Genomic DNA, 18,209 nt, shown 5'->3' on the forward strand with positions numbered 1-18,209 from the left:
TAAGCGCTAGCGGCCAATTTAGCCTCAAATTCATCTGAAAGGACCTCCCCATGACCCGTGAAGTCGTCGTCGTCAGCGCAGTGCGCACCGCCATTGGCACCTTTGGTGGCAGCCTCAAGGACGTGCCTCCTACCGAACTGGGCGCACTCGTGGTGCGCGAATCGCTTGCACGTGCCAACGTGGAAGGCAAGGACGTGGGCCACGTGGTGTTTGGCCATGTGGTCAACACCGAGCCCAAGGACATGTACCTCTCGCGCGTGGCCGCCATCAACGGTGGCTGCGGCGAAGGCACGCCTGCTTTCAACGTCAACCGCCTGTGCGGCTCAGGCCTGCAGGCCATCGTCAACGCCAGCCAGTCCATCCTGCTGGGCGACACCGACGTGGCGATTGGCGCCGGAGCTGAAAACATGAGCCGCGTGCCCTTTGCCAGCCTGAACATGCGCTGGGGCGCCCGCATGGGCGACACCAAGATGGTGGACATGATGATCGGCGCTCTGCACGACCCCTTCCACAACATCCACATGGGTGTGACGGCCGAGAACATTGCCGCCAAATGGGGCATCACGCGTGAAGACCAGGACAAGCTGGCGGTGGAAAGCCACAACCGCGCCGAACGCGCCACGCAAAACGGCGTGTTCAAAGACCAGATCGTCCCCGTCACGCTCAAGAGCAAGAAGGGCGACGTGTTGTACGCCACCGACGAGCACTTCCGCCCCGGCGCCACGATGGACGACCTGGCCAAGCTCAAGCCCGTGTTCATCAAGGAAAACGGCACGGTGACGGCCGGCAACGCCTCGGGCATCAACGACGCTGCCGCCGCCGTGGTGCTGATGGAAGCCGGTGCCGCCAAGGCCCGTGGCGCCAAGCCCCTGGCACGCCTGGTGGCCTACGCCCACGCAGGTGTAGACCCCAAGTACATGGGCATCGGCCCCGTGCCAGCCACGCAGCTGGCACTGAAAAAGGCGGGCCTCACCGTCAACGACCTGGACGTGATCGAAGCCAACGAAGCCTTTGCCGCCCAGGCCTGCGCCGTGACCAAGGACCTGGGCCTGGACCCTGCCAAGGTCAACCCCAATGGCTCGGGTATTTCGCTGGGCCACCCCATTGGCGCGACCGGCGCACTCATCACCGTGAAGGCCATCCACGAGCTGCAACGCATCCAGGGCCGCTATGCGCTGGTGACGATGTGCATTGGCGGCGGCCAGGGCATTGCAGCGATTTTTGAACGCATCTGACCTCCCTGCGGGTGGGAACACTGCCATCGCCACCCGCGATGCTGCCACCCGCCATTGGCAAGGCGGGCGCCTCCGGTCATCAGCGATCATTGGCGCCCGCTGACCCAGATCAGCCAGGTGGCGTGTGCCCAGCCACCGCCTGCACATTCCATGAACCGACGGAGACAAACCACACCATGATTCGCACCCTGCTTTCCTTCACCGCGATCGCTTTTGCCGTGGGCACCACCGCGCACGCCCAGGCACCCGCACCGGCTGCGGCCTACCCCACCAAGCCCATCCGCCTGATCGTGCCCTTCCCGCCCGGCGGCGGCACCGACATCCTCTCGCGCCTGGTGGCCACCAAGCTCACCGAAAGCGCCAAGTGGACGGTGGTGGCCGACAACAAGGCCGGCGCGGGCGGCACCATCGGCATTGGCGAAGCTGTCAAGGCCGCGCCCACGGGCTATGACCTGGTGATGGGCCAAAAGGACAACCTCGTGATCGGCCCCTGGCTGTACAAAAACCTGCCCTGGGACCCCACCAAGGACCTGACCGCCATCGCCCACGTGGCCTACACGCCCGTGGTCATCGCCACCAGCGTCAACTCCAAGTACAAAACCCTGGCCGACGTGGTGGCCGCCGCCAAGGCCTCGCCCGGCACCATCACCTATGGCTCGCCCGGCAACGGCACGTCCATCCACCTGGCGGGTGACCTGTTCGAGAAGGCCGCAGGCGTCAAGCTGAGCCACATCCCGTACAAAGGATCGAACCCCGCGTTGATGGATGCGCTGGCGGGCAACGTGGACCTGCTGGTCTCGTCCCTGCCCTCGGCCATGGGCCAGATCAAGGCAGGCAAGCTGCGTCCGCTGGCCGTCACGTCGGCCAAGCGCAGCTCGTCGCTGCCCGAAGTGCCCACCGTGGCCGAGTCGGGCTTCAAGGACTTTGATGTGAGCACCTGGTACGGCGTGTTTGCCCCAGCCGGTACACCCGCCGCCGTGGTGACCACCGTGAACGCTGAAATCAACAAGCTGCTGGCCACGCCCGACATGAAGGCCGCCATCCAGGCCCAGGGCGCCGAGCCCGAAGCCATGTCGCCCGCACAGTTTGGCACCCTGCTCAAGACCGACTACGCCAAGTGGAAGGGCATCGTGGAAGCCTCCGGCGCAAAGATTGAGTGACCCCCTGAGGCGCTTCGCGCCTTCCCCCTGAAGGTGGACGCACCCGGTGGCCTGGCGGAGCCAGATCCACGGGTGCACTGGCGGGGGGCGTGCCTGTTCCGCGAGCTGTGGGATGCGGATGCGCAGCGTTATCGAGAACTGCCATGAAAAACGGCCCCGTAAGGAGCCGTTTTTTTATGGAGCAACGCCCTCAGTCGCGTACCACCAGCACGGGGATGTGCACCACACCCAGCACGCGCTGCGTGACGCTGCCCAGCACCAGCTTTTCAAGGCCGCGCCGACCGTGGGAACCCATCACGATGAGATCGGCGCCTGTGCTCTCCAGCGCGCGCAGGATGCCGTCGTGCACGGCATGGCCCTCGCCCACCACGGTGGTCACAGCCACACCGGCTTCGGCCATGGCTTTGCGCGTGGCTTCCAGGGCCGCGTTGGCTTCAGAGGTAGCAGCATTGATGTACTGCGCCTGGCCATACGCAAAATCGGCCCCTACGCCGGTGAAGGGATAGGGGTCTACCACATAGACCGCCGTCACGGCGCTGCCAAAGGTCTTGGCCAGCCCGGCCGCCTTGGACACGGCCAGCATCGAGGTGTTGGAACCATCGACTGGAACCAGAATGTGCTTGAACATGGTGCTTCTCCTTGGGTTGATGGGTGAGTCAAGCTTGTGGCCCGACTTCTTGAACCAGAGTGTGAACCGCCACCATACCCCGCATCTTGATTCGCATCAAATCGGCTGCACACATGCGCTGCTGCAGGCGCTTGTGTTCAGGCTGCCGGGGTCTGCCCCACCACGTCCGCCCCCTGAAAGTTGCCTCGGCGGCAGGTGACCACCAGGGTGTCACGGTACCCGCCTTCGGCCAACGGTTGAATCGGGGTGGACTCGTGGATCATGCGGGCATCGTCCAGCAGCAGCAAAGACCACGGCTCGGTCAGCGTAAAGCGCTGGCCGCTCGGGCCTGCGGCCTCGAACACGCGCGTCTCGCCGCCCTTGACGCCCTCGCGCCCCACCAGGAAGACGGCCACCAGGTCCACGCCATCGCGGTGCGCCCCCTCGGGCGTGGGTCGGCCAATGCCGTCGGTGGTGTCGATGCGGAACTGGTGCGCCTCGATGAACCAGGGCACGGGCGCATCGGACGGAGCAAACACGGCATCGGACACCCCGGCCAGCGCAGCCAGCAGCTGCTGCCACACCGGCTGGGCCACGGTGGCAGGCTCCATGGGCGCAAACCAGCGCTCCATGCCGCCATGCAGCGCGTTGTATTCCACAGGTTGCCAGTGCGCCCGGTGTGGTGCCTGCTGCAGTTGCCCGCCCTGCACCACAAAACACGCATGGCGACGGCGCCGGTAGCGGCCACCGTCCTTCAGAAAATCATCGGGCGGCAAAGCCGCCCAGTCGCCATTCAGGGCCATCAGCGACGAAAGATCGCAGCCCACCCAGCGGGCCACGTAGGCAGGCGACAAAACGGCGTAACCCGCCTGGCGCAGCTGGCTCGCCACATCGGAGGGAGCCGTGAACGGAGGAGAAAAAGTGACTTGGGCCATAGAAGCCCGAGCTTAACCGCTGGCACCGCAGGTCTTCTGCGGTGGCGCAAGCAAGGTGGGCAGGGCCTGCACCTGCTTGGCACCCCGCAGTGCTGCGATCGGCCTTCCCCCTCAGTCGTTAGCCGTTAGCCATCAATCGCGGTTGCCGTGGCCCTTGCCGTTGCCATGGCCGCGCCCCCGATCATGGTCACGGTCGTGCTTGCCACCGTGGCGGTGGTCATCGTCCCAGCGGCGGTCATCGCGGCCGTGGGCACGGGGTGGAGGGCCACGGCGTGGTGGTGGCTCCTGCACAAAATACACCGGCTGGTTGCAGGCGTTGTAGCGGCCACAGTGTTTGCCCCAGTTCTTGGCATGGCCGGGCGGCACATACAGGTAGATGGGTGCCCGTGGCACCACCACCGCCGGGCGGTGGATGATGACCGGCTCGGCGTAGATGAGCGGCGGCGGTGGCGCGTTGCCGATGTTGATGCGGCCGTACACGCCGGGCGCCAGTTCGCCGCCCACGGTGGCGTTGACATAGGCCTGCGCGTGGGCGCCGCCAGCGGCGGCCAGCAGCAGCGCGGCCATCGCGCCAGACAGGAGAAGACGGAGTGAGAGCATCGTGGTCATGGTTGTGTTTTTCATGGGGGACTCCTTGTTTTTGCCACCCGGAGCCGCCACCCGTTGGGCGGCTGCGGTAGGCTGGCCCTGGTTTGTAAAAAGGCCTGCCACACCCTACACCGCGCAGGGTGCACAGGATGTAAGGAAATGGCGACAGAACCCCTTGCCGGCCTCGCAGCGGTCAATTTCACAAGCAAAATTTGCTTCTAGAGCTTACCTATCAAGCGCTAGCAGCTATCAAAACAGAAGCACCCTCCAACAACAGATGGCCCTACACCACCGCCCCTGCCGGCGCCTCCCGCAGTGCGCTGGCAGGTCCGGGCCGCCCAAACAGGTAGCCCTGCCACATGTGGCAGCCCAGGCTGGCCAGCATGTCGCGCTGCTCGCAGGTTTCCACGCCTTCGGCAATCACGCCCAGGTCCAGACTTTGAGCCAGGGTGACGATGGTGCGAGCAATGCTGGCGTCGTTGGCATCGGTGAGCAGGTCGCGCACAAAACTCTGGTCGATCTTGAGCTGGTCCAGCGGCAGGCGCTTGAGGTAGCTCAGGGACGAATACCCGGTGCCGAAGTCGTCGAGCGAAAACCCCAGGCCCAGCGCCCGCAGCGTGGTCATGCGCTCGATCGTGTCCTCCACGTCGTCAAGCAGCAGGGTCTCGGTCAGCTCCAGCTTCAAGCGCTGCGGATTGGCGCCCGTCTCTTCAAGCACCCCCAGCACCTCGTCCACAAAGTGCGGGTGGCGGAACTGGCGCGCACTCACGTTCACGGCCAGAGTCCAGTGCGCGGTTGCGGGGTCTTGGGCCCACTCCACCAGCTGCAGGCAGGCAGTGCGCAATATCCACGCCCCCAGCGGCACGATGAGGCCCGAGGCCTCGGCCACCGGAATGAACTCGGCAGGCGACACCAGCCCCCGCTGCGGGTGCTGCCAGCGCACCAGCGCCTCGGCCCCAACCATGCCGCGGGCTTGGCTGATCTGGGCCTGGTAGTGCAGCAGGAACTGGCCGTCGCGCAGAGCCTCGCGCATCCCGGACTCCAGGGCCGTGCGCGCCGTGACGGCGGCCTGTGTGCGCGGATCAAAGAACCGCATCGTGTTGCGCCCGGCACCCTTGGCCTGGTACATGGCCATGTCGCCCCGCTTGAGCAGTTCGTCCACTGAGCCCTGCGCATCGGCATACAGCGCCACGCCGATGCTGCACGAGCTGTGGTACGTGTGCCCACCCAGCGGGTAGCCTTGCGCCAATGCGAGCAGCACCGCGCGCCCCACGGTTTCTGCCTGGGCGGCGGCTTCGTGGGCCTGTGGGCTCAGCCCCTCGATCAGCAGCACAAACTCGTCGCCCCCCAGCCGCGCCACGGTGTCGCCGCTGCGCACACAGCCGCCCAGGCGGGCCGCCACCTGGCGCAAGAGCTGATCGCCAAACTCGTGGCCCTGCGTATCGTTCAGATCCTTGAAGTTGTCCAGGTCCACAAACAGCAGTGCCCCGCCCGCACCGGAGCGCGCCGAGGTGGCCAGGCTGTGCTGCAGACGGTCGTTCATGAGGCGGCGGTTGGGCAGACCGGTGAGCGGGTCGTAGAACGCGAGCAGACGGATCTCCTCCTCGGCCGCCTTGCGGTGCGAGATGTCGGTCAGCGTGCCCACATAGTGCGTAACCTCTCCTTGTGCAGAACGCACAGCCGTCACCGTGATCCACGCGGGGTACACCTCGCCGTTCTTGCGCCGGTTCCACACTTCGCCCTGCCAGGCACCGGTGCTGCGCAGCGCACTGTGTAGGCCTTCGTAAAACTGCGCATCGTGGCGGCCAGACTGCAGCAATGCGGGGGTCTGGCCCACCAGCTCCTCCACCGTATACCCCGTGAGGCGTGCATACGACTGGTTGGCCTTCAGGATGCGCTGGTCCGGCCCCGTAACCACCATGCCCTCGAAGGACTCGAACACGGACGCCGCGATCCGCAACGACTCCTCGGCCCGGCGGCGCTCTGTGATGTCGGTGGAGATGCCGCACAGCGCGTGGATGCTGCCGTCGGGCAGGCGAAGGGGAATCTTGACCGACAGGTAGGCACGGGTCACGCCATCGGCCAGGTGGGTATTGACCTCTTCCACCTCCAGCCGCTCGCCGTGCTCCAGCACGCGCCGGTCGTTCTCCTGGATCTGTACGGCAGTGGCTTGGTCAAAAAAAGCCGTGTCGTCCTGCCCCACCACCTCGCTCGCGGGCCGCCCGAACAGCTCCAGGATATGGTGGTTCGCATACTGGTAGCGATAGTCCCGCCCCTTGATGTAGATGAAGGCGCCCACGCTGTCGAGGATGGCAGCCAGCTTCTGCTCGCTGACCTGAAGGTGGCGTGTGCGCTCCTGCACCTTGCGCTGCAGCACCACGGCCGAGAGCGCGGCCAGCAGCCCGAACAACGCCAGCCCCGCCACACCCCACCACGCCCAGGGGGGAATGCGCGCGCCCTGCTCTTGCCCGCCCCAGCGGCGCAGAACCTGGGTGTATTGCGTGTCGGCACCGCTGCGCCAGTCCTGCACTGATCGATCAATGGCATCCAGCACATCGGCGTTGCGTCCGAGGCCGGTGGCAAAGTACAAGGTGGCGGGCTGGAACACGATGCCCGAATCCGCCAGCCCATACTGGGCCGCATGAAAGTTGCCGAACAGGTGGTTGGCAATCACTGCATCCGCATCGCCGTTCTGTACAAATTCGAAAGCCTCGGTCAGTGTGGACGCGTCGATCAGCAGCACCGCGATGCCAAAACTGTCCATCATGCTCTGGAAGGTTGCGCGCTGCACCGAGCCCTTGAGCACCGCCACACGCTTGCCCGCCAGGTCGAACATCGACTGGATGGAACTGCCCCGCGCGCGGTAGACCTGCGACCAGCTGTGCAGCACAGGCGAGGCATGAAAGTCGAACAGCCGCTCGCGCTCGCTGGTGCGGGCGACGTCGGGCATCAGGTCAATCTGCCCGGCTGCCAGCGCATCCAGACAGTCCTGCCAATCGCAGGGCACATAGCGCAGTGTCCACTGCTCTCGGGTGGCCACCAGCTGCAGCAGGTCCACAAAGATGCCTGAGGGCTTGCCCTCCGCGTTCACAAACACCTTCGGTTCGTTGGAATACACCCCCACGCGCAGCTCGCGCGGAGCCGCCATCGCAACGCCACATGCCCACAGCAACGCCAACAGCACTGCCCATCGCAGCCAGCCGACGCAATGGCTCCCGAACCGGTACACGCATGGACTCACAGCTTGGCCCTATCGAAATCAGGGAAATAAGACCCATGGTAACGAAAGCTTGCAAAAACATCCAAATGCAATCTGCCACCGCCGGGCTTGGAGTAGCATGTGCCCACCCCCGCTTCGCCCAGGAGACAGCGATGCCCCACGAACGCCGCCACTTTGTCCGCGTCGGCTTTGACGCACCGGCCCTGCTGACCACATCCACCGACGCATTCAGCGTGCATGTGCTGGACCTGTCCCTCAAAGGCGCGTTGATCATGGTGCCCGCGCAGGCCGACCTGGAGCCGGGCATGCTCTGCCAGCTGACCATTCCCCTGGCCGAAACCGGCAACCACATCGCCATGTCCACCGAAGTCGCGCATACCGAAGGCCTGCACACCGGCCTGCTGTGCCGCGGCATCGATCTGGACAGCGTGACCCACCTGCGCCGCCTGATCGAACTGCAATTGGGCGACCCCGCCTTGCTGGAGCGCGACCTGGGCGAGCTGACGCTGGCTACGCCATCCCACTGACCCGGCGCATGGAAAAAGGGCTACCGATGGCAGCCCCTGATTCCGATTCCCGGCCTGGCCACACGCCCATGGGCCACTGCAACTGCTACTGCCACTTCCCCTACTGAGCCTCCTGCTCCTGCAGCGCCCGCCACATCACCTTGCCACTGCCACTCTTGGGCAACGCCGCCACAAACTGCACGATGCGCGGCACCTTGTAGACCGCCATGTTCTCGCGGCACCAGTCGATGATCTGCTGCTCGGTCGTGTCCTGGTGCGTGGCGCGCAGCACCACCACGGCCTTGACCGTCTCGCCCCGATAGCTGTCTTTGGCGGCGATGATGCAGGCCTCCTGAATGGCCGGGTGGCGGAACATCAGCGCCTCCACCTCGGCAGGCCAGACCTTGAAACCGCTCGCGTTGATCATGCGCTTGAGCCGGTCGGTCAAAAAGAAATAGCCGTCCTCGTCCATGCGCCCCAGATCCCCCGAACGGAAGAACCGCTTGCCCTCGAACTCGATGAAGGCCGAGGCCGTGGCATCCGGCCGCTTCCAGTAACCCTCGAACACCTCGGGGCCATGGATGATGATCTCGCCCTGCTCGCCCACCGGCAGCTCCTGCAGCGTGTCGGGGTCGATCACCCGCGCGTCGGTACTCATGAACGGAATGCCCAGGCACTGCTGCTTGGGGTGGTCGGGCGGGTTGGCGTGCGACGGAGCGGCTGTCTCGGTCAGGCCATAGCCCTCGGAATACCGCAGGCCATACTGCTCCAGCAAGCGTTGCGCCACTGCCTGCGGCATGGCGGCCCCACCCCCACCGATATAGGCCAGGCTGGACAGGTCATAGCTGGCAAAGTTCGGGCTGCCCAGCAGGTCGATGACCATGGTGGGAATGTTGGTCCAGGTGGTGACCTGGTAGCGCGATATCAGGCGCCCAGCCAGGTCGCGGTCCCACCGGGGCATGATGACCAGCGTGGCGCCGCAGTAGATCGACGTGTGCATCACGCTCACCATGCCGGTGATGTGGAACATGGGCACCACCGCCAGCGTCACATTGTCGGCTGACCCATTGCCCCACAGGCTGGCGGCCACCGTGTTGTGCATGATGCTTTTGTGCAGGTGCATGCAGCCCTTGGGCAGACCGGTGGTGCCACTGGTGTAGGGCAGCAGCGCCAGGTCGGCCGGGCCTACCGACAGGGCGGCTGGCGCTTCCGCACAGGCCAGGGCGTCCGTCCAGACATGGGCCTGCCCGCCCTCCAGTGCAGGCAGCGGGTGGCGCGCGCCCAGCCAGTCCATCCATGCTTCAGGCGGCGCATCGATGCCGGTCACGTTCACGTCGAACGCATCCGAAAACTGTGTGACCACCAGATGCGCCAGCCGCTCGCCAGGGGCCAACGCATTGCTGGCCTTGGCCATCTCCGGTGCCAGATCACCGGTAGTGATCGCCACCTTGGTGTCGGGATCGGTGATGTAGTGCTTGAGCTCTTCGGCCCGATTCATCGGATTGACCGGCACCACCACCGCATTGGCCCGCAGGATGGCGAAATGCGCCATCACCAGCTGCGGGCAGTTCTGCATGCACAGCACCACGCGGTCGCCCCGCTGCACCCCCAGTTGCCCCAGCCTGGCGGCCAGGCGCTCAGCGCTCTCCATCAACTGGCGGTAGCTCGTCGTGCTTCCAAAAAACACCAGCGCCGCCTTGTCGGGGTAACGGCGTGCATTGGTTGCCAGGTTGTCCCACAGTGAGGTGGCAGGCAGCGTGATGGACTTGGGCAAACGACGGGGCCAGAACTGGTAGTGAGGGCGCATGGGCAAACAGTCTCCTTGTTCACAGCAGCCTAGATGGCCCACCTGCACCAAGCAAGGGGAATGCCCCCATGATCGTCACCCATGTGACGCATGGCACCCCGCCGAAGGTCGGGCTTACTCGCCTTGTTCACGCAAGCACATGGCCGTGTGCTCGCAATCCATCGCCCTGCCACAAACCATTAACCAAATGTATCGGTCGCCCCTAGAATGGCCCGCAGGGAGGAACACGCATGACGCCAGAGGCGAAGGCCAGGCTAACTATCGATGCACTGCTGACAGCAGCAGGCTGGCACGTGTGCAACGTTGCAGACGCCAACATCCACGCAGCCGTGGGCGTGGCGATTCGCGAGTTCCCCCTGAACCCTGGCTTTGGCTATGCCGACCACCTGCTCTACGTCAACGGCAAAGCCTGCGGCGTGATCGAAGCCAAAAAAGAAGGCGCCACCCTGACCGGCGTAGAGCTGCAAAGCAGCCGCTACGCCAAAGGCCTGCCCACCACCCTGCCCGCCTGGAACCGCCCCCTGCCCTTTGTGTGGGAAAGCACGGGCGTAGAAACCCACTTTACCAACGGCCTGGACCCCGAACCCCGCGCACGCAGCGTGTTCGCCTTCTTCCGCCCCGAACTGCTGGTGCAATGGCTGGCGCTGCTGCCACCAATGATGAACGGCAACGGCGTCAGCGAACCACCCAGCACCTTCCTGGCCCGCATGCGCAACATGCCCAAGCTGGTGACCGAATGGGGCAGCGGCGGCGCGCACTACCAGCTGTGGCCTGCCCAAATCGGCGCCATTACCAACCTGGAAAAATCCTTGGCCGACAACAAGCCCAAGGCCCTGATCCAGATGGCCACCGGCAGCGGCAAAACCTTTACCAGCATCGGCTTCATCTACCGCCTCATCAAGTTTGGCGGCGCGCGCCGCGTGCTGTTTTTGGTAGACCGGGGCAACCTGGCCCGCCAGACCAAAAAAGAGTTTGACGCCTACGCCAGCCCCTACAACAACTACAAGTTTGGCGAGGAATACATCGTCCAGCACCTGCAGGGCGGCCAGCTCGACACCAGCGCCCGCGTGGTCATCTGCACCATCCAGCGCATGTTCAGCATGCTCAAGGGGCGCGAGCTGGCCGAGGAGGCCGACGAAGAAAGCACCGAACGCATCGAAGGCCTGTTCAAAGACCCCGAACCCATTGGCTACAACCCAGCCATCCCCATCGAGAGCTTTGACATTGTGGTCACCGACGAGGCCCACCGCAGCATCTACAACCTGTGGCGCCAGGTGCTGGAGTACTTTGACGCCTACCTCATCGGCCTGACCGCCACGCCCAACAAACAGACCTTTGGCTTCTTCAACCAAAACCTGGTCATGGAATACGGCCACGCCCAGGCCGTGGCCGATGGTGTGAACGTCAACTACGACGTGTACCGCATCAAAACCGAAGTGGGTGAAAGCGGCGCCAAGGTAGACAAAGGCTTCTGGCTGGAAACGCAAGACAAAGCCACCCGGCGCAAAACCGCCTGGCAGCTGGACGACGACTTTGAATACCAGCCCGAAGAGCTGGACCGCGCCGTACAAACGCCCGACCAGATCCGCACCGTGGTGCGCACCCTGCGCGACCGCTGGCAGCCCGACATGTTCCCCCAGCGGCAAGAGCTACCCAAGACCCTCATCTTCGCCAAAGACGACAACCACGCCGAAAAGATTGTCGAAACCCTGCGCGAAGAGTTTGGCCGGGGCAACGAGTTCGCGCAGAAGATCACCTACCGCAGCGCCCAGGGCGGCGGCACCAGCCCCGACCAGCTCATCAAAGACTTCCGCTCCAGCTACTACCCCCGCGTGGCCGTCACCGTGGACATGATCGCCACCGGCACCGACATCAAGCCGGTGGAAATCGTCGTCTTCATGCGCAGTGTGAAAAGCCGCAGCTTCTTCGAGCAGATGAAAGGCCGTGGCGTGCGCGTGTGCAAAGACGACGACCTGCGCAGCGTCAACCCCGGGGAACACATCAAGAAAGACCACTTCGTTATCGTCGATTGCGTGGGCGTGTGCGAGCGCGACAAAACCGACAGCCGCCCCATGGACGCCAAAAAGAGCGTGCCGCTGGACAAACTGCTGCAAGCCGTGAGCCTGGGCAACGTGGAAGACGAAGTGCTCAGCAGCATCGCCGCCAGGTTGGCCCGGCTGGACAAAGACGCCAGCGACGCCGACCGCGACAAGGTGGTAGAGCTGAGCGGCGGCAAAACCCTGCGCGACCTGGCGCGCGGCATTGTGGATGCGCTCAATATCGACGCTACCCAAGACATGCCGCCCGCCGAGGCAGAGCAGCGCTTAAGGGACGCTACAAGGCCTTTCGGCTCACCTGCATTGCGCGAGCAGCTATTAAAAATGAAGCAAAAGGCAGACTTGGTGATCGACACGGTCACCAAAGACACGCTGATCGACGCCCGCTTTACCATGGGCAGCGACCGCGCCACGGCCCTGGTGCAGAGCTTTGAAGACTTCATCAAGCAGCACAAAGACGAAATCACCGCCCTGCAAATTTTGTACAGCCGCCCCACGCGCGCGCCGCTCAAGTTTGAAGACGTGAAAGCCCTGGCCGACGCCCTGCACGCCCCGCCGCTGAATATTGACGAAGGCGCCCTGTGGCAGGCCTACGCCACCCTGCGCAAAGACAAGGTCAAAGGCGCCAAGCAGCGCCGCTTGCTCACCGATCTGGTCAGCCTAGTCCGCTTTGCCATGCAGCAGACCAACGAACTGGTGCCCTACCCCGAGCGCGTGCAGGCCAACTTCAAAGCCTGGCTGGCCCAGCACCAGCAGACAGACACAAACAAGTTCACCCCAGAACAACAACACTGGCTAGAAATGATCCGCGACCACATCGCAGCCAACCTTGGCATAGAGATAGACGACTTTGAATACGCCCCCTTCAACGCCCAAGGCGGCCTGGGCAAAGTGCACCAGCTCTTTGGCGCGGAACTGCCCAAGGTGATTGAGGAATTGAATCGGGAGTTGGCGGCGTGAGTGAGGCTTTTTTGCTGGGTGATGTGGCTGACGTTGTTGCAGGCGTTGGATTTCCAAAAGACATGCAAGGTGGTCAAGACGGTGCGATACCCGTTTTCAAAGTTGGCGACATTTCTGCTGCCTGGCTCCAGGGAAAAAGTCTATTGGCTGACTCGCGCAACTACTTGTCGGCGGAGGAAGCAAAGTCCCTCGGCAAGTGCGTGCCCGCCGGTGCAACGGTTTTCGCCAAGATTGGCGAGGCATTGCGACTGAATCGCAGGGTCATGCTTGGTCGCGATGCACTTGTGGACAACAACGTTATGGGACTGGTCCCAAAGCGAGAAAAGGTTTCGCCCAAATATCTGTACTACTTCATGCAGACGGTGGACCTTGGCGAGCTGTCTCGCTCGACTACTGTCCCTTCCATCAGGAAATCCGATGTGGTGGAGATCAGCATTCCTGTTCCTAGATTGGCCGCGCAAGATCAAATCGTCGCCGAACTCGAAAAACAGTTCTCCCGCCTCGACGAAGCCGTCGCCAACCTCCAACGCGTCAAAGCCAACCTCAAACGCTACAAAGCCTCCGTCCTCAAAGCTGCCGTCGAAGGCCGCCTCGTAGAAACCGAAGCCACCCTTGCCCACCGCGAAGGCCGCACCTACGAAACCGGCGAACAACTTTTGCAGCGGATTCTTGAGGAGCGGCGTGCTAAGTGGACGGGGAAGCGCAAATACCGGGAGCCAGTGAAACCTGAAACCGAGGCACTGTCAGAACTGCCTACAGGCTGGGTATGGGCATCACCCGAGCAGGTGTCTGCAGGCGAACCCTATTCATTGGCGATAGGCCCTTTTGGTAGTAGTTTGAAGGTGAGCGACTACAAAACCGAAGGTGTGCCCTTGGTCTTTGTGCGCAATATCCGTTCTGGGTCATTCGGTGGTGAAAACACTGTCTACGTCACTGCTGACAAGGCCGCAGAGCTTTCGGCACACTCAGTGGATGCTGGCGATGTTCTTGTGACCAAGATGGGTGACCCACCGGGGGATGTGTGTCGCTACCCGGCGAATCGCCCACCTGCCGTGATTACTGCCGATTGCATCAAGTTGCGGGTGACCAAAGTCGGCGTTGATCCGGGATTCATCGAGTACGCCATCGCGTCGCGGGTCGTTCAAGACCAAATCTTGGGCATTACCAAGGGCGTTGCGCAATTGAAGGTCAATCTGGCGAACTTCAGCTCGATTGCCTTGCCGCTACCGCCCTACGCAGAGCAAGCACGAATCGTCGTCGAAGTCGACAGCCACCTGTCCATCATCCGCGAAGTCGAAGCCGAGGTCGACGCCAACCTCCAGCGCGCGCAGGCGCTTCGGCAATCTGTATTGCAACGTGATTTTTCAACGGCGTCGCCAAATGCCGACGCCCTGCAACCTACACACTGATTTGTTAAGCCACACCCATTAACGACTTGATTGAAAGAAGAAGGTCAAATCCCCATGGCAGGTTCCACTTTTCAAACTAACCCCTATGACTTGTCCAAGTTGCTGGAGGACTGCCATCGTGGTGTTCTACAGCTCCCAGATTTTCAGCGGAGCTGGGTTTGGGACGAGGACCGCATCAAAAGTCTGATCGCGTCGATTTCGCGCTCATTCCCAGTGGGTGCATTGATGACGCTCGACACCGGAGGCGATGTCAACTTCAAACCTCGGCCAGTGGAAGGCGCGCCCGCCGCAGCGAAAGACATGAAGCCAAATTCGTTGCTCCTCGATGGGCAGCAGCGCATGACGTCTCTTTATCAGGTGACCATGCGGGGCAAAGTAGTTGAAACAGTGACGCCCAAGAAAAAGAAGGTCAAGCGTTGGTTTTATATCGACATTCGCAAGGCGCTGGACCCATCTGTGGACCGGGAAGAGGCCATCCTGGGCGTGCCCGAAGACAAGATTGTGCGAGGCGAGTTTGGGCGAGAAGCGGGACCCGATCTTTCAACCAGCGAACAAGAATACAAGCTACTCATGTACCCGGTTTCAAAGGTATTTGACTGGGATCGCTGGCAGGACGGCTTTGATAAGGCATGGCCCGGTGATTCCAACGAATCGGTGCGTGAAGAATTTCGCCGTTTTAAGCGTGATGTGCTGGAGAACTTCAAGTACTACCGGGTTCCCGTCATAGCGCTCGACCGTTCAACCACCAAAGAAGCCGTATGCGTCGTCTTCGAGAAAGTGAATACAGGCGGCAAGCCCTTGGACGCTTTCGAATTGGTGACCGCCATGTATGCAGCCGAGGGCCACGAACTGCGCAAAGACTGGTACGGAGATGATGGCCATAAGGGACGTCACAGCAGGTTTGTGGAAACCTTGCGGCCTGCTGGTTCGGAGGCCGGAATCATTGCCAATGTTGGAAACACCGATTTTCTGCAAGCGGTCTCTTTGTTCTACACCCGCGAGCGTCGGCGGGAAGCCGAAAAGGCAGGCAAGCAGGGCAAAGAACTGCCAGCAGTCACTGGAAACCGCCAAGCCTTATTGGACCTTCCGCTAGCAGCTTACAAGCAGTATGAAGAGCAGGTCGAGCAAGGATTCTTGAAGGCGGCGAAGTTCCTGCACATGCTTCACATTTATCGGATTTTCGACCTCCCCTATCAATCGCAAATCGTGCCGCTGGCTGCCATCCTTGCGGACATCGGAACGGACTGGGAACATGAAGCCAATCGCGCAAAGCTGGTCCGCTGGTACTGGAACGGTGTTTTTGGGGAGCTTTATGGCTCAGCTGTCGAAACCCGAATTGCAAAGGACTTCATGGAAGTACCGGCGTGGCTAAGAGGTGGGCCGGAGCCCTCGACAGTAAGCGAGACGATGTTCCGCGCTGATCGACTCAAAACCATGCGCATGCGGCTCTCTGCTGCCTACAAGGGAATCAATGCCTTGTTGATGAAAGAGGATGCCCAAGATTTTCGTTCAGGGCAAAAATTTGACCACACTGTTTTCTTCGGGGAGAACGTCGATATTCATCACATCTTCCCTCAGGACTGGTGCAAAAAGCAGGGCATCAAGCCGTCGGTGTTCGACTCCATCATTAACAAAACTCCTCTGTCGTTTAGAACCAACCGGATCATTGGCGGCGTGGCCCCATCGGTCTATCTAAAGAAATTGGAACAGGGTGACCCAACAACGCCCGGTATCGATCCGCAAAAGCTGGACACGTACCTCCGTTCGCACCTGATCGACCCACCACTGCTTCGCGCCGACAGTTTTGAGTTATTCATGGCTGATCGGCAAAAGCGGCTGCTGGCATTGATTGAGCAGGCCACTGGAAAAGCGGCATATGTTGGAGAAGCCGGGGAGGATGGTGTCGAAGTCGAAGCAGACGACGATGCAGTCGAAGCCGACATGACGATCACCGCGTGACCTCAGATCTAAACCATTGCTGATCGATGAGCACGCTCTCATAGTCCCCACATCGATGCTGTGGGGTCGCCAACCCTCTGAACGAACGGCTGGAGACCGAAAAAGATTCAAGAAACTGAAGCGGCACAGTAAGCCAATCACTTCATTTTTGATAGCTGCTTGTGCTTGACACATAAGCGATAGAGGCCATTTTCACTCAAAGCCTTGCCACTGATGTCAGATCAGCTTATATTCAATATTCGCGATTTACGAATATTGAATATCAATGCAACTCAAGCCCCAAGACTTTCTGGTCGCCCTCAAGCTCGTCGCCTGGGGTGAGCAGCGCTGGACGTATGCGCGGCTGGCGCAAGAGCTGGGCATCAGCGTTTCGGAGGCGCATGCCTGCATCAAGCGCGGGTTGTTGGCGGGGCTGTTACTGCCCAACCGTGAGCCGCAACCTGCTACCAGCGCGGGTGGCCCCGATGCAAACAAGATGGGCAGCGATTTGGCCGCACAAGAGCCCATGGGCATTTACCGCGTCACCCGCAAGCGGGTGCGCCGCGCAGCCCTGCCGGATGATGCGAAGGCGGCAGCCGACAACCCGGTGCGCCCCCACACCCGCAACCTGGCGGAGTTTGCCTTGCATGGGGCCAAGTACGCCTTCCCGGCCGTCAAGCTGCCTTTAGTGGCCGGGGTGCCCACCAGTCACAGCGCGCCCGCCTTTGCCGGGGTGTTTGCGCCGGGCAGCACCGATTTTGTGTGGCCGCACCCCAACGGCACGGTGCGCGGGGTGGGCATAGAGCCGCTGCACCCTGCCGTGCCCTTTGCGGCTATGCAAGACGCCAAGCTGTACGAGCTGCTGGCGCTGTTTGACGCCCTGCGCGTGGGCAAGGCCCGCGAGCGGGGCATGGCGCTGGAGCGGCTGCAGGCGCTGATCGACCCTGAGTCGCCCACCCAAGCCAAAGGCCCATCGTATGGCTAACCCCAACCTGGAACTGTTGCTGGGCATCGCCCGGGCCATGGGGCCGCTGTGCGAGCAGGTGGTGTTTGTGGGCGGCTGCGCCACTGGCCTGCTGGTAGACGACGCGGGCTTGATGGACGTGCGCCCCACCGAAGACGTGGACGCCATTGTGGAGGTGGCTACCTTGGGCGCTTACCACCGCCTGACAGAGCAGCTGATGCAGCGCGGCTTTACGCAAACCATGGCCGACAATACGCCGCCCTTTCGCTGGTTTTGGCACCGCATGCAGCTGGACTTGGTGCCGCTGGATGAAAAAGTGCTGGGCTTTGCCAACCCTTGGTACCGCGTGGGATTTGACGAGGCGTTGACGGCCACACTGACAGACGGACTTGCAGATGGGCTGGTGGTGCGGCACCTGTCGGCACCGCACTTTTTGGCGACCAAGCTGGAGGCCTTCAAAGATCGTGGCGGCAACGATGTGTACTTGAGCCACGACCTGGAAGACATCATGACCGTGCTGGAGGGCCGCGCCGCAGTGGCCCGCGAGGTGGCCGCCGCCAGCGCACCCGTGCGCCAGCATGTGGCGCAAGCAGCCGGTGCGCTGCTGCAAATGCCCGCCTTCCACAACGCCCTGCCCGGCCTGCTGAGCGACCCCGAGCGCGAACCCACAGTGAAAGCCCGGCTGGCACAGATTGCAAGATTGAAAGACTGATGAACACCACCACCCACTCCCTCGTCCAGAAGCTCTGGAACTACTGCAACGTGCTGCGCGACGACGGCATGAGCTATGGCGACTATGTGGAGCAGCTGACCTAACTGCTGT

General features: G+C 62.4%; 14 protein-coding genes. 9 read left to right on the forward strand and 5 right to left on the reverse strand.

Translation table 11 applies throughout. The annotated features are described in order from the left end of the window. The first annotated feature begins 50 nt into the window (after positions 1 to 50). Positions 51 to 1,235 (forward strand): beta-ketothiolase BktB, encoded by a 1,185-nt coding sequence (bktB, locus tag NFX52_RS01580; RefSeq protein ID WP_055397440.1) that lies wholly within the window; start codon positions 51 to 53, stop codon positions 1,233 to 1,235. A gap of 176 nt (positions 1,236 to 1,411) precedes the next feature. Then, entirely contained in the window at positions 1,412 to 2,395 is a 984-nt protein-coding gene (locus NFX52_RS01585) for a tripartite tricarboxylate transporter substrate binding protein (protein WP_055397442.1), read from the forward strand. Between the two features lie 190 nt (positions 2,396 to 2,585). Here NFX52_RS01585 and NFX52_RS01590 read toward each other — a convergent pair whose 3' ends face one another. From NFX52_RS01590 to NFX52_RS01605, 4 genes are all read right to left on the reverse strand, one after another. Further along, positions 2,586 to 3,023, reverse strand: coding sequence for a universal stress protein (locus NFX52_RS01590; protein ID WP_055397444.1), 438 nt, complete (start codon positions 3,021 to 3,023; stop codon positions 2,586 to 2,588). 137 nt (positions 3,024 to 3,160) lie between these two features. After that, a complete protein-coding gene (locus NFX52_RS01595) occupies positions 3,161 to 3,937 on the reverse strand; it encodes a 2OG-Fe dioxygenase family protein (RefSeq protein ID WP_055397446.1) in 777 nt (258 codons plus the stop codon). 132 nt (positions 3,938 to 4,069) lie between these two features. Beyond that, entirely contained in the window at positions 4,070 to 4,561 is a 492-nt protein-coding gene (locus tag NFX52_RS01600) for a hypothetical protein (RefSeq protein WP_055397448.1), read from the reverse strand. A gap of 247 nt (positions 4,562 to 4,808) precedes the next feature. Beyond that, positions 4,809 to 7,673, reverse strand: coding sequence for an EAL domain-containing protein (locus NFX52_RS01605; protein ID WP_238385570.1), 2,865 nt, complete (start codon positions 7,671 to 7,673; stop codon positions 4,809 to 4,811). 224 nt (positions 7,674 to 7,897) lie between these two features. On the opposite strand from NFX52_RS01605, the gene NFX52_RS01610 reads away from it, so the two are divergent. Then, positions 7,898 to 8,272 (forward strand): PilZ domain-containing protein, encoded by a 375-nt coding sequence (locus tag NFX52_RS01610; protein WP_055397452.1) that lies wholly within the window; start codon positions 7,898 to 7,900, stop codon positions 8,270 to 8,272. Positions 8,273 to 8,372: 100 nt separating this feature from the next. Here NFX52_RS01610 and NFX52_RS01615 read toward each other — a convergent pair whose 3' ends face one another. Continuing rightward, positions 8,373 to 10,058, reverse strand: a complete 1,686-nt coding sequence (locus NFX52_RS01615) for a long-chain fatty acid--CoA ligase (protein WP_055397454.1) — start codon at positions 10,056 to 10,058, stop codon at positions 8,373 to 8,375. Between the two features lie 230 nt (positions 10,059 to 10,288). Between NFX52_RS01615 and NFX52_RS01620 the strand changes: the two genes are divergently transcribed. The 6 genes from NFX52_RS01620 to NFX52_RS01645 all read left to right on the forward strand — a co-directional run bounded on the left by NFX52_RS01620 (position 10,289) and on the right by NFX52_RS01645 (position 18,202). Next, complete coding sequence (locus NFX52_RS01620) at positions 10,289 to 13,075, forward strand: type I restriction endonuclease subunit R (RefSeq protein WP_055397456.1); 2,787 nt, start codon at positions 10,289 to 10,291, stop codon at positions 13,073 to 13,075. Further along, positions 13,072 to 14,484, forward strand: coding sequence for a restriction endonuclease subunit S (locus tag NFX52_RS01625; RefSeq protein ID WP_156358697.1), 1,413 nt, complete (start codon positions 13,072 to 13,074; stop codon positions 14,482 to 14,484). The genes NFX52_RS01620 and NFX52_RS01625 overlap by 4 nt, the downstream gene beginning before the upstream one ends. A 54-nt stretch (positions 14,485 to 14,538) precedes the next feature. Continuing rightward, positions 14,539 to 16,443, forward strand: coding sequence for a GmrSD restriction endonuclease domain-containing protein (locus NFX52_RS01630; RefSeq protein WP_055397460.1), 1,905 nt, complete (start codon positions 14,539 to 14,541; stop codon positions 16,441 to 16,443). A 265-nt stretch (positions 16,444 to 16,708) separates the two neighbouring features. Next, positions 16,709 to 17,407, forward strand: coding sequence for a hypothetical protein (locus NFX52_RS01635; protein ID WP_055397462.1), 699 nt, complete (start codon positions 16,709 to 16,711; stop codon positions 17,405 to 17,407). Beyond that, entirely contained in the window at positions 17,400 to 18,098 is a 699-nt protein-coding gene (locus NFX52_RS01640; protein ID WP_055397464.1) for a hypothetical protein, read from the forward strand. The genes NFX52_RS01635 and NFX52_RS01640 overlap by 8 nt, the downstream gene beginning before the upstream one ends. Continuing rightward, positions 18,098 to 18,202, forward strand: coding sequence for a type I restriction-modification system subunit M N-terminal domain-containing protein (locus tag NFX52_RS01645; protein ID WP_238385571.1), 105 nt, complete (start codon positions 18,098 to 18,100; stop codon positions 18,200 to 18,202). The genes NFX52_RS01640 and NFX52_RS01645 overlap by 1 nt, the downstream gene beginning before the upstream one ends. The last annotated feature ends 7 nt before the right edge of the window (positions 18,203 to 18,209 follow it).

The sequence above is a fragment of the Acidovorax facilis genome, assembly GCF_023913775.1.
GTDB lineage: Bacteria > Pseudomonadota > Gammaproteobacteria > Burkholderiales > Burkholderiaceae_C > Acidovorax > Acidovorax facilis.